The organism is Mucilaginibacter rivuli (genome assembly GCF_019391655.1).
In the GTDB taxonomy this organism is placed as follows: Bacteria; Bacteroidota; Bacteroidia; order Sphingobacteriales; family Sphingobacteriaceae; genus Mucilaginibacter; species Mucilaginibacter rivuli.
The window spans coordinates 490,053-502,147 of record NZ_JAHXPQ010000004.1 but is presented as its reverse complement, the minus strand read 5'-3'; the positions used below and the strand labels follow the sequence as shown (position 1 = coordinate 502,147).

Annotated in this window: 10 protein-coding genes; 6 read left to right on the top strand and 4 right to left on the bottom strand. The window is 43.7% G+C overall.

The features are described from left to right. Positions 1 to 2 precede the first annotated feature (2 nt). Entirely contained in the window at positions 3 to 2,468 is a 2,466-nt protein-coding gene (locus KXQ82_RS12165) for a PIG-L family deacetylase (RefSeq protein WP_255563637.1), read from the bottom strand. Positions 2,469 to 2,755: 287 nt separating this feature from the next. Here KXQ82_RS12165 and KXQ82_RS12160 point away from each other — a divergent pair, with 287 nt between their 5' ends. The 4 genes from KXQ82_RS12160 to KXQ82_RS12145 are packed head-to-tail and all read left to right on the top strand — an operon-like array spanning position 2,756 to position 7,383. Continuing rightward, the gene (locus tag KXQ82_RS12160; RefSeq protein WP_219488646.1) at positions 2,756 to 3,391 is read left to right on the top strand and encodes a TetR/AcrR family transcriptional regulator; all 636 of its coding nucleotides are present in this window, start codon (positions 2,756 to 2,758) and stop codon (positions 3,389 to 3,391) included. A gap of 44 nt (positions 3,392 to 3,435) precedes the next feature. Then, positions 3,436 to 4,758, top strand: a complete 1,323-nt coding sequence (locus KXQ82_RS12155) for a TolC family protein (RefSeq protein ID WP_255563635.1) — start codon at positions 3,436 to 3,438, stop codon at positions 4,756 to 4,758. A gap of 14 nt (positions 4,759 to 4,772) precedes the next feature. Beyond that, positions 4,773 to 5,831, top strand: coding sequence for an HlyD family secretion protein (locus KXQ82_RS12150; protein WP_219488644.1), 1,059 nt, complete (start codon positions 4,773 to 4,775; stop codon positions 5,829 to 5,831). A gap of 4 nt (positions 5,832 to 5,835) precedes the next feature. Beyond that, complete coding sequence (locus KXQ82_RS12145; protein ID WP_219488643.1) at positions 5,836 to 7,383, top strand: DHA2 family efflux MFS transporter permease subunit; 1,548 nt, start codon at positions 5,836 to 5,838, stop codon at positions 7,381 to 7,383. A gap of 254 nt (positions 7,384 to 7,637) precedes the next feature. Here the strand turns inward: KXQ82_RS12145 and KXQ82_RS12140 are convergent, their stop codons facing one another. Further along, positions 7,638 to 9,230, bottom strand: coding sequence for a M28 family metallopeptidase (locus tag KXQ82_RS12140; protein ID WP_255563634.1), 1,593 nt, complete (start codon positions 9,228 to 9,230; stop codon positions 7,638 to 7,640). A gap of 186 nt (positions 9,231 to 9,416) precedes the next feature. Here KXQ82_RS12140 and KXQ82_RS12135 point away from each other — a divergent pair, with 186 nt between their 5' ends. Beyond that, a complete protein-coding gene (locus tag KXQ82_RS12135; protein ID WP_219488642.1) occupies positions 9,417 to 10,805 on the top strand; it encodes a M20/M25/M40 family metallo-hydrolase in 1,389 nt (462 codons plus the stop codon). Here the strand turns inward: KXQ82_RS12135 and KXQ82_RS12130 are convergent. Further along, complete coding sequence (locus KXQ82_RS12130; RefSeq protein WP_219488641.1) at positions 10,780 to 11,088, bottom strand: hypothetical protein; 309 nt, start codon at positions 11,086 to 11,088, stop codon at positions 10,780 to 10,782. The two genes, KXQ82_RS12135 and KXQ82_RS12130, sit on opposite strands and share 26 nt — an antisense overlap. Before the next feature lie 129 nt (positions 11,089 to 11,217). Between KXQ82_RS12130 and KXQ82_RS12125 the strand changes: the two genes are divergently transcribed. Beyond that, positions 11,218 to 11,442, top strand: a complete 225-nt coding sequence (locus tag KXQ82_RS12125; protein WP_219488640.1) for a Sec-independent protein translocase subunit TatA/TatB — start codon at positions 11,218 to 11,220, stop codon at positions 11,440 to 11,442. Between the two features lie 65 nt (positions 11,443 to 11,507). On the opposite strand, the gene efp is transcribed toward KXQ82_RS12125, so the two are convergent. Then, positions 11,508 to 12,071, bottom strand: coding sequence for an elongation factor P (gene efp, locus KXQ82_RS12120; RefSeq protein WP_219488639.1), 564 nt, complete (start codon positions 12,069 to 12,071; stop codon positions 11,508 to 11,510). Positions 12,072 to 12,095 lie beyond the last annotated feature (24 nt).

Sequence of the window (12,095 nt, the reverse complement as noted above, 5' to 3'; positions counted from 1 at the left end):
TATCATGGCGCAGGCGGGGCGGGTTTACTTAGCAGGTTGATGAATAAGCGATATGCTCCCGGGACACCGGCTGGTAATTGCCTGAAGAAGGACAGGGACGAATAGGTGAACCTTCCCTTGCCATAATCGGTAGTAATAACAGAGCCTTTATTGGGTGCTTCGCCCGAGTCGTTCATTTGTATAGGCGCCTGGTATTTAGGGTCGATGTTGGTTACAAAGTACAAACCGCGTTCCTGCACCCAGCCATCAAAATCTGCAGGGGTTATTTTGTTAGGGTAGTTGAGCAGCGGGCTTTGCGGGTCGGTAATGGTGACGGTGGCATCCTCATCGGTTACGCGCTGATTAACAGGTTTAAAAGGATAAGGGCCAATGTTTGGGGTAACAAGGCCGGCGTTGTTGTTGTACTGGACCACTAAATTTCCCCCGTTCTTTACATACTCTAACAATTTAGGCTGCTCAAGGGCAAGGCGGTCGTTCACGTTATAGGCACGTACGCCGGTAACTATGGCATCATATCCCGAAAGGTTGCCTTTCATGATGTCGTCCTCGTTCAATATGGTGACTTTATAACCCAGCTGGCGCAGGGCATCGGGAATCAGGTCGCCAGCGCCGATGATATAGCCAATATTTTTGCCGGGAATATCGATATCCAGCTTGAGCAAATGAGCCTTAGCAGGCGGGAAATAAGTGATAGCGGGGATGTGATCATAACTGATCTGCTTTAGCGCCATTTGATAAGCAGTGCCATTAACAGTTACCTGGACGTTAATGATATCGTTCTTTGATTTTAAGTCTAAGGGGGTAACCATAAAGGTTTCGGTCCACTCGTCGCCTTTCTTCTTATCCACAAAGGAAACCGTTTGTGGCAGGAAACGCCATCCATCGGGCGCTTTCAGGGCAATAGTGCCGCTTATGTTGGTAAAGCTTTTGAGCTTAACGCTGATGTTTTGGGGGCGGTTATCCTTAAACAGGTATACGCTGTTATCTAAATTGGCAGTTACGGGCGGGGTAATAGCCACTGGCTGGTAAACCTCGCCGCGCACCGGGTCAACATACTTATAATACAGGCGCCTGTTATAACTAATGGGCTTACCATCGATGATAAACTCGAAAGTGGCTTTTGGCAGATCGGGGTTTTCGGGGTTGCCAACCACTAACAGATCGGCAATGGTGTAGCTGCCTAAAGTATGCGGGCTTTGCAGCCAGTAGGGTTGGGTTATCTTTTCGGCCACCATTTTGCTGTTGAAGGATTGCAACTGGTTAGCCTGGATAGTTTGGCCCTGAGTTTGGCTTGAACCGGTGGTAATACTATTGAGCTTTACCTTATCATTATAACGGTTGATCACCTGCGAGCGGATAGCCATTTCATCGCCGATGGCATAATTGGGCTGATCGGAATAAGCTTCGAACCATAGTCCCGCGCAAGCGGCAATAAGGTCTTTAAGTTCGTTGGTTTTGAGGCCCTTCCAATAAGTGTCGGATACCTTTTCTACGCTGCTTAACAGCCTTACCAATGCTGCAACGGAGCCCGCTGGGTTATTCTCATCAAAGCTTTTGGTGATGACCGATAGGGTTGATTCGATAGCGGCACCTTCTTTCAGGCGGTTCCAGGTGGTGTTTATGCCGTCCATCAGATCGGATGTTGGAGCTTCGCCCAATATGGTTTTAAAGTACTCGAAAGATTGGCCGCGTTGCTTTGCCGAGCCAAAGCCCTGGCTTTTATGGTTGGAGCGGCTATCGGCAGCTATCCCACCGTAGCCTTTGCCTAATAGCGGGTTGAAGACGCCAACATCAATCTTGAACTGGTTTTCGGCAGTGGTATTAGCGCCGCCAAAGTTAAAGGTGTTCCAAAGCAGGCGTTTGGCCTGCCACGGTTTTACGTAGGCCAGTTGTTCGGGAAAGCGCTTAGGATCGGCAGCAGCGGCAAAGGCCTCCTGTGCTAATATGGCAGATGAAGTGTGATGCCCGTGGCCACCTTCGCCCGTGGTGGGGAAACGACAGATGATGACATCGGGTTTAAATTTGCGGATCACCCATACGACATCACTGAGTACTTTCTCCTTGTCCCAGATCTTTAGGGTTTCATCCGGGCCTTTAGAGAAGCCGAAATCGTTGGCACGGGTAAAGAACTGTTCCGCGCCATCAACCCGGCGGGCAGCTAAAAGTTCCTGGGTACGAATGAGGCCAAGCTCTTCGCTCTGATCATTACCGATGAGGTTTTGGCCGCCATCGCCGCGGGTCATGGAGAGGTATCCGGTACGGTAATGTTTTTCCTGGGCCAGGTAGGCTAAGAGGCGGGTGTTTTCATCATCCGGGTGCGCGGCCACATACAGCACGGTTCCTAAAACATTGAGCTTTTTAAAGCTTTGTTTAATATCAACCAGGCTTGCCGGCGGCGCGGTTTGCGCAATGGCTTTAACCGTAAATAACAGAAACAGTATAAATATGTGGTAACGGTATTTGTTCATGTTCGGGAGCTTAATAACGTGAAGATAGTTGTTTTTAATGTGCAGATATGCAAATGTGCCGATGTGTAAATGATTTTGACAATCCATTGAAAAATAAAATCGCTTACTTGTCCGGTTTGATACTATTGATAAGTCATTAATACACGCAAGTGTTTTTTAAAGATTTGTTAATAAAAATCAGCCAGGGGTACTAAATCAATATGGTTTACAATCTGTTTACATAAGAATGACATTAATTTTATTTTATTAATCAAACGATTGATTAATTTTGTTGCCGAATTAGATAGATGATGGACAAAGACAAAATAGATAAGAAGGATCATATCCTTGACGTAGCGGAAAAAGTTTTTTCTGAACTGGGATATGACGGCGCTTCTACCAGGATGATATCCGGCGAGGCGGGTGTAAATATGGCTATGCTGAACTATTATTTCGGGTCGAAGGAAGGCTTATACCTTGCCATATTTGAGCGCAAGATCTCGGCTTTCCGCACCTTGTTGCAAAACATTGGTAATGACGATAGCATTTCGGCATGGGACAAAATGGAGCGTTGTATCGACAATTATGTAGAGCGTATCATCGCAAACAATTGCTTTCAAAAACTGATTAACCGTGAGCTTACCTTAAATAAACGTACGGAGTTAACAGACAAGATGGCAAACATATTAATGACCAACGTACACGAGTTTAAAAAAATATTGCAGGAAGGTGTTGATAAGGGCCTTTTCTGTAAAGATATAGATCAGGAGCTCACCATCATGGTAATATTCGGCACTAAAAACTACCTCATCAATTCATCACATATGTCATCAAGGGTAATGGGGCATGATATATTGGATCCAAACTACCTCGAAACCCAATTAAAACCCCGGATGAAAGCATTTATGAAACAACTTTTAAAATCTTACTTAGTAAAACAATGATAACAACGATCAATAAAACAATTAATCACTACTTATTTAAACAGATGGTAAAAGCAGTACAAAAAAGCGGTATTGCCATTTTACTGGTAAGTTTAATTACAGTACAGTTTGCGCATGCGCAGGATAGGACCCTCACCATTGATGAGGCTGTTAAATTAGGGTTGGCTAACAGCAAAACGCTAAAACTATCACAATCAAAAATTGATGCAGCAATTGCCAAATACAACGTAGTTAAGGATGATGCTTTGCCAACCGGCAGCGCAAGCCTGGCTTATAACCGTGCGCAAATACCTGCAAACACATTAGATCTGGGTAGCCAAAGCATCCACCTGCCTGATGGCGCCAATGCCTTTTTAGGTACTGCCAGCCTTAACGAAAGGATATACGCCGGTGGCCGATACCGTTACGCCCAACTATCAACCGAGTTACTTACGCAGGTTACCCGTTTGGATGCCGAGAAAGACAGGGACCAGATTGCATATGATGTAATAAACGCCTACTATACCTTATATAAGGTTTTACAAAGCCAAAAGATAGTAACACAAAACCTATCGGCTGTTGACCAACAACTGAAACAGGCTCAGCGCTTTTTCGACCAGGGTTTAGTCACTAAAAATGATGTATTGCGTTTCCAATTACAACGTTCCAATATTGAGTTGAACGGTATCGATCTGGAAAGTAACCGTAGGATCATCAACTATAACTTAGATGTATTGTTAGGCTTGCCTGAAAGCACCGATCTTAAAACAACAGAGGTAGCTGATAATAGCCGTACTTTAAAACCATTGTCAAGCTATATTGATACCGCTTTTGCATCGCGCCAGGAGTTGAGGCAGCTTGATTTGCAAAACAAGGTTGCCGAAACCAATATCAAATCGATAAAAGCAGAGCAATTGCCAAACGTAGGTGTTGGAGCAAGCTTTTATTATATTGATGTAAGCGCTAACCCGCTGCCACAATCAGGTCAGTATATTACGCCTATCACTTTAGGTGCTACCGTATCATGGAACTTTGGATCACTGTGGACCAATAAGAATAAGGTAGCCCAGGCTAAAATAGAGCAGGATGAAACCGTTATCAGGAAAAGCATCACTACGGATAACCTGAAAACGGAGATCAACCGCAATTATCAAAATTACCAGACAGCCTTAAACAAGATTAAGCTATTGGAAACATCAATAGAACAAGCTGGAGAAAACAACAAGATCCTCGAATCGAAATACCAAAGCAATATAGCTTCGGTTACCGACAGGGTAGACGCGCAAACATTACTATACCAGGCACAAATAAACCTGGAGTTGGCTAAAGCCGATGCCGGCCTTGCTTACTACACATTATTAAAATCAACCGGAAAACTGAACAAATAAAATTTACAAATATCATGGCAAAAGGAACAGAACACGAAAAAACCGAAAAGAAATCAAACAAAGTAATGCCCATTATTTTAGGGTTATTATTGTTGGGTGGTATCGTTTTTGGAGTTAAAGAATACTTATATTATGGCACACATGAGGATACTGATGATGCACAGATTGACGGCAACATCAGCCCGGTAGTTGCCCGTGTTGGCGGATACGTTGACACCATTATGTTCGAAGAGAACCAACATGTTACACAAGGCCAGCCGCTGGTTAAATTAGATGACCGCGACTACAAAGTTAAGTTAGAACAAGCATTATCTACTCAAAAATTAGCCAGCGCATCGGTAGGTGTATCAGAATCACAAATATTCGCAACATCAGCTAATGCCGCTACCGCCAAAGCAAACGTTGAAACAGCCAGGATCAAATTACAACAGGCTCAACGCGATTATGACCGTTATGCTAACCTGGTTAAAGATGGATCGGTTACTAAACAAGCTTTTGAACAAGCACAGGTAACCCGCGATGCGGCACAGGCAGCACTGCTGGCTTCGCAAGAGCAATACAAAGCAGCACAAGAGCAGGTTAGCGGTACCAAAAACCAATTGAATGTAACCAATACCGGTGTTACACAAAAGCAAGGCGATATTGATTTTGCAAAACTGCAATTATCGTACACTAACATTACAGCGCCTTCATCGGGTATCGTATCAAAAAAGAATGTGCAAAAAGGCCAGTTGGTACAGGCAGGGCAAACTTTGTTCTCGGTTGTGGAGGATAACAGCCTGTTCATTACCGCTAACTTTAAAGAAACCCAACTGAACAATTTACGCTCAGGCGAGAAAGTTGAGATAGAGGTTGACGCTTTCCCGGATACTAAAATTGACGGTACAGTATATAATTTTTCACCTGCTACAGGTGCTAAATTTTCATTGCTGCCACCAGATAACGCTACCGGTAACTATGTAAAAGTAGTACAACGTGTGCCGGTAAAAATTAAAATAAATGCAAGCAAAGAAATTATGGATAAACTGCGCCCTGGTATGAGCGTAAAGGTATCTGTAATTTATAAAGGTTAATACAATGGCTGAAACAGGTTTTAGGAAATGGATCATTACCATCACGGTGATCATGGCTGCTTTATTGGAGCTTATTGACACTACGATAGTAAACGTATCATTACCGGTTATACAGGGTAACCTGGGCGCAACGTTGGAAGACGTGGCCTGGATTGTTACCGGGTATGCCGTGGCAAACGTAATAGTTTTGCCTATGTCGGGATGGTTGGGTAGCCGTTTCGGCAGAAAGAACTACTTTTTAACGTCTATCATTATTTTCACCGCGGTATCATTCCTTTGCGGGAATGCAACGAGCTTAAACGAGTTGGTGATATTCCGTATCATACAGGGTTTTGCCGGTGGTGGTTTAATATCAACCGGGCAGGCTATTTTGATAGAGACCTGGCCCCGCGAGGAGGTAGGTACTGCAACCGCACTGTTTGGTTTAGGTGCTGTATTTGGCCCTACTGTTGGCCCTACCATAGGTGGTTTTATAACCGATCACTTTTCGTGGCCATGGATATTTTATGTAAATATTCCGGTAGGTGCATTGGCAGCATTCTTAACGGTAACATTCGTTCATGAAACACCCAAGGATGCCAAAGGTAAACCCGTGGATTGGTGGGGTATTGCCTTGCTGGCTGTTGCAGTTGGTAGCTTACAAACCATACTGGAAAAAGGTGAGAGTGAAGACTGGTTTGCAAAATCATATATCCTGGTATTAACCATCGCAGCTGTTTTAGGACTGTTCTTCTTCATCTGGAGGGAGATGACCTTTGAGCACCCCATTGTTAACTTCAAGATCATGCGGCACCGAAGTTTCGCGGTCGGGATGTTTACGTCCTTTGTGCTCGGTTTTGGTTTGTATGGTTCGGTATTCGTGTTCCCGGTATTTTGTCAGAATTTGCTCGGATTTTCCCCTGAGCAAACTGGCTTGATCTTATTTCCGGGTGGTTTGGTTACTATTATGATGATGCCCTTTATTGGTAAGGCGCTTAAAGCCGGAATACCCGCGCAATTTATGGCAACAGGTGGAATGGTGCTCTTCTTTGTGTTTACCACGATGCTAAGCAACTCTACACTCGCATCCGGAACACACGACTTTTTCTGGCCGTTGGTAATACGCGGTGTAGGTATGGCATTACTTTTTGTACCATTAACTACATTAGCTATCCAGGATCTTAAAGGCCCTGAATTAGGCCAGGGAACGGGTTTGAATAATATGATGAGACAGTTGGGCGGTTCGTTCGGTATAGCGGCTTTAACAACCCTTATACACATCCGTGCCGGGTTCCACCGTAGTGTATTGATAAGTCACATTAATGATTATAACTCAACATTTACCGAACAGCGCGATATGTTTATCCACCGTTTTATGGCAACGGGTAAAGGCCTTGCTGAAGCTACAAAAATGGCCATGCAGGCAATGGAAGGTAAAGTAATTAAACAAACCCTCTTGCTTACTTATAACGATGCCTATTGGATAGCAGGCTTGATCATGCTGTTCTCCATACCGCTTATCTATCTGCAACCATTTAAAAAGAATGTGGCCCTGCCTGTAGATGCGCATTAACACCGCCTAAACACACACAAAACAAAAGCCGCCTGTTTAAAAAACGGGCGGCTTTCTCCAAAAAAATAACAATTAAAGTTTTCGTTTAATCCCAAATTTCATCCCTTTTGCTGGTGGTAAAACGGATGTTATTACCTTAGTATTTAACGTTTCTATAAAATTAGCATTTCTGAATTTAATAACAAAAATTAATTTTAAAATTAATTTTTGTTTAGTTCATAACCTTTTAAGAAAATAATTTTTGCGCCTGTTTTTTACCTGCCGGTTGCCGGTGCTGTACCTGCCGGAGGCTGTGGTTTAGGCAATGGCTTTCTTGGTATTTGCTCTGTACGTTCTGATGTATTGTAAACAAACGCGGCAACAATTGTTGCGGCTTGCTTTAAATCATCCTCTACAAGCCTGTCATAAGTATCCTGGTTGCTGTGGTGGGTACGGGTGCCGTAATCCATACTGTCCTGTATAAACTGGAAACCGGGTATGCCAACCGCGTCGAACGATTGATGATCTGTGCCGCCGGTATTGCTTATGGTAACGGTAGTAGCGCCAATATCTTTAAATGGCATTAACCATTGCTTAAATATCGGCCCGGCTAATGAGTCGCCCTGCAAATAAATACCCCGTATTTTACCGGTACCATTATCCAGGTTATAGTAAGCTGATATTTTAGATTGCTCAGGTTTCAACACCATTGTTTTGGGGTCGCCAAAATGGTTGGTCACATATCCTTTCGAACCAAAAAGGCCTTGCTCTTCCATACTCCACAAAGCGATGCGGATAGTGCGTTTTGGCTTATAATTTATAGCTTTTAAAATACGCATAGCTTCAAGCATTACTGCGCTGCCTGCAGCATTATCTGTAGCGCCGGTTGCAGCATGCCATGAGTCAAGGTGGCCGCCTATCATTACCACTTCTTCTTTCAGTTTTTTATCTGTACCGGCAATCTCGCCCACCACATCATATCCATTCAGGTCATCAGTAAAAAACTTTGTTTTGATATCAGCTTCCATGGTTACTTTTTGACCCGCTTTAACCAGGCGCTGGATACGTAAAAAGTCTTCGCCGCTGGTTTCCAGTTCCGGGGATACCGCTTTTGCAGTATCCGCGTACGAAGCGCCATTTGTTGTAAATACCGTGCCATCCGTACCCCGGCCCTGGCTTAGTACCAAGCCAACGCCTTCATTCACAAAAAACTCATTTATCTTAACGCGCATAGCCTGCATTCTGCGTAAACCGGCAAAACGGCTGGCATTGGGGCCACCGGGCCCACCGCCTCTTCTACCTTTTGGCTGGATCGTAGCTTTCGCCATTGCATCAAGTTCTTCGTCGGTGTACCTTGCTGCGTCCGCACGTGTAAAACTTGGCGCCAGTTGTGTAGCTGCATCCAGCATTACAATTTTACCTTTTAAAGTGCCTTTATATTTATTCAGGTCAATAATGGTATCCACTTTTAAAACAACTACTTCGCCGGTTATTGGCCCGTTAGTTCCAGGTGTCCATGCTTTGGGGATAGCTATAATTGCATGATAGTAAGGAACCGTCATAGCTGCATAATTCTTCTGAACTTCCCAGCCTTTGCCAAATTTACCCCAGGGCTCAAGCGTGGCATTTACCATTCCCCAGCCTTTTAATGTACTTATCGCCCAATCCTGTGCCCGTTTTAACCCGGGTGATCCTGCTAAACGAGGGCCGGAAATCTCTGTTAAATGGAATGCGATATCCATTACTTGCGATTTTTTGAGGCCTTCTTCGCGTATCTTTTGCATAATAACCGGATCGGGGGTGTCCTGTGCAAAAAGCGGTGCTGTAAATGCTGTAAACAGCAAACTAATAAGTAGTTTTTTCTTCATGTTGTTAATAAAATCAGTTAATGTTTGAGTGAACTGTCAGTTAAAACAAACTTATTGATTTAAGCGCAAAAGAAATTAAATACCCATTAACAAATTTGTTACAAACTAAAGTTCTGAATACAATAACAATACACCAATTAGATTGGTTAATTTGCCAATAATTCAAACACTATACTGACCATAATTATGAAAAAACACATACTCCCCATTGTGCTCATTATCATGATGGCCTTCTGCAGCCAGGCCCAAACAACCATAAAGCAAGACCCTGCCATTAAGCAAATGGTTGATGAAGTATCTGATAAAAATATAGAGGTCATCGTAAGCAAATTGGTCAGTTTTAAAACGCGTAATACCCTGAGTGATACCACCAGTGCTACCGAAGGCATTGGCGCGGCACGCAATTGGATAAAAAGTGAGATGGAAAAATATGCTGCAGCGAGTAGTGGACGCATGAAAGTTGAGTTTGACAGCTTTACACAAGCCCCGGGCGGGCGCTTTGATAAGCCTACCATACTTAAAAATGTAGTAGCGATATTAAAAGGTACAGATCCTACCGATACACGGGTGTATATAGTATCGGGACATTATGACTCGCGTGTAACGGATGTGATGAATGCAAATGCGGTTGAACCAGGCGCTGTTGATGATGCATCGGGCACGGCGGTATCCATGGAGTTATGCCGTGTTATGGCTAAACGTTCTTTCCCTGCTACCATCATTTTTTTAACCGTTCCCGGCGAGGAGCAGGGTCTAAACGGATCGGCCCATATTGCCAAACGCGCTAAAGACGAACACTGGAACATAGACGCGATGTTGAACAATGACATTGTAGGTAATACCCATGGCCAGGACAACGACTTGAAAGATAACACCCATGTACGTGTATTTAGCGAAGGTATCCCATCAATTGATGCGGCATCACGCACGGATAGTTTGGCTAGCCGCCGTGCGGCGGCGGCCATTACAGGATTGATAGGTAACGGCGGCGAAAATGATAGCCAGTCGCGCCAGTTGGCACGTTATGTTAAAGAAACAGCCGAACGCTACGTGGAGCAATTGGATGTAAAGCTAATTTATCGCCGCGACCGCTTTCTTCGTGGTGGCGATCAGACTTCATTTCAACTCAATGGCTTTACAGCCGTAAGGTTTACCGAAATGAACGAGGACTTTACACACCAACATCAGGACTTGCGTACCGAGAACGGCATTGTATATGGAGATTTACCTGAGTTTGCTGACTATCCATACATCCAAAAAGTAGCACGCATGAATTTATCAGTATTGGCTAACCTGGCCTCGTCGGCAGCCGCACCTGTAAATGTAGGTATAACCACCAGCGGGCTTACAAATAAAACAACGTTAAAATGGGAAACGCCTAAGCTGGGAAAAAAACCAACCGGATATTATATCCTGATGCGCGAAACCATTAATCCGTATTGGGAAAAGAAATTTTATGTAACCGGTAATGAAACAACATTGAACTACTCAAAAGATAATTACTTTTTTGCTGTACAATCAGTAGATGCTGACGGACACGAAAGCCTGCCTATTTTCCCAAAGCCGGTGAGGTAGGGTTTTCGGGTAATATTTCCATTTCGGGGTAATCCAGGTAATCGGCATACCAGCGTATAGCCGATGCTACATCCAGCGCATCGTCGGCAGTAATGCCAACGGTTTCAAAAGCGCGTGGCGAGCCGTGGTCATCGCCGTATAGCTGTATCTCATCCGGATCGGGTATAAAGTTCTCTTTATCCAGGCAATATACATTGATCTTTAGGCTGGTATCCCTCGATCTTATCACATCCCTGCAAGGATTTTTTGGATCTTTAATTAAGAGGTATACATTGTCTTTCATATAGGCTTAACATCAGGTAGTTAGAAATAGTTTACACTTTTTTCGATTTCCAAATATTTTGATAAACAAAAACCAAATACAAATTACCCACGTAATTACCATATAACTACCAATTAAAACTTAAAAAACATGACACAGTCGGTATTATTATTTATGAGTGGCGGAGATATCGCACTGATATTAGGTGTTGCATTACTGCTTTTCGGAGGTAAAAAACTTCCTGAATTGGCACGCGGCCTGGGTTCGGGCATTAAAGAGTTTAAAGATGCCACAAATGGCACACCAGCAGATACTGCAAAAAGCGTGGCGCCGCAGGAGCCTGTTCAGCTCTTACCTGCCGAAAATAAGGTTTAATTAACTGATACAAAAAAAGCCTGCCGATTAAATCGGCAGGCTTTTATTATATATCGTAGCAGCAGTTATTTCTTTACACGCTCAACATAGTTACCTGTGGCAGTATCTACTTTTACTACATCGCCGAGGTTAATAAACAAGGGAACGTTAATTTCGGCACCGGTTTCAACTGTGGCTTTTTTCATGGCGCCGGTTGATGTATCGCCTTTAACCGCTGGCTCGGTATAAGTAATTTCTAACTCTGCCGAGTTTGGCATCTGCCCCATAATAGGCATATCGCTTTCAAAAGCAACTATTACATTAACGCCTTCTTTTAAAAACTTAATGGCAGAGCCAAAAAGAGATTTTGGAACATTAAATTGATCATAAGTATTTAAATCCATTACCACTAAATCGTCACCATCATCATACAGGTATTGGTAATTATTGGTTTCAACACGGGCAATATCCACATCTTCATCCGTACGGAAACGGTACTCAACCAGTTTGCCGCTTTTAATGTTGCGCATGCGCGCCTGGTAAAAAGCACGCAGGTTGCCCGGTGTACGGTGTATAAACTCTTCTACCTGTATCAACTCGCCGTTGAAGCGCAGGATACTTCCATTCTTTATTTCTGACGCTTTAGCCATTACTGTACTTAAAAAAATTGAACC

What these genes read in the sequence shown, in the direction of transcription:
- efp (WP_219488639.1), bottom strand. Translation starts at nt 12,071, where the DNA reads ATGGCTAAAGCGTCAGAAATAAAGAATGGAAGTATCCTGCGCTTCAAC.
- KXQ82_RS12155 (WP_255563635.1), top strand. Translation starts at nt 3,436, where the DNA reads ATGGTAAAAGCAGTACAAAAAAGCGGTATTGCCATTTTACTGGTAAGT.
- KXQ82_RS12135 (WP_219488642.1), top strand. Translation starts at nt 9,417, where the DNA reads ATGAAAAAACACATACTCCCCATTGTGCTCATTATCATGATGGCCTTC.
- KXQ82_RS12165 (WP_255563637.1), bottom strand. Translation starts at nt 2,468, where the DNA reads ATGAACAAATACCGTTACCACATATTTATACTGTTTCTGTTATTTACG.
- KXQ82_RS12150 (WP_219488644.1), top strand. Translation starts at nt 4,773, where the DNA reads ATGGCAAAAGGAACAGAACACGAAAAAACCGAAAAGAAATCAAACAAA.
- KXQ82_RS12145 (WP_219488643.1), top strand. Translation starts at nt 5,836, where the DNA reads ATGGCTGAAACAGGTTTTAGGAAATGGATCATTACCATCACGGTGATC.
- KXQ82_RS12160 (WP_219488646.1), top strand. Translation starts at nt 2,756, where the DNA reads ATGATGGACAAAGACAAAATAGATAAGAAGGATCATATCCTTGACGTA.
- KXQ82_RS12140 (WP_255563634.1), bottom strand. Translation starts at nt 9,230, where the DNA reads ATGAAGAAAAAACTACTTATTAGTTTGCTGTTTACAGCATTTACAGCA.
- KXQ82_RS12130 (WP_219488641.1), bottom strand. Translation starts at nt 11,088, where the DNA reads ATGAAAGACAATGTATACCTCTTAATTAAAGATCCAAAAAATCCTTGC.
- KXQ82_RS12125 (WP_219488640.1), top strand. Translation starts at nt 11,218, where the DNA reads ATGACACAGTCGGTATTATTATTTATGAGTGGCGGAGATATCGCACTG.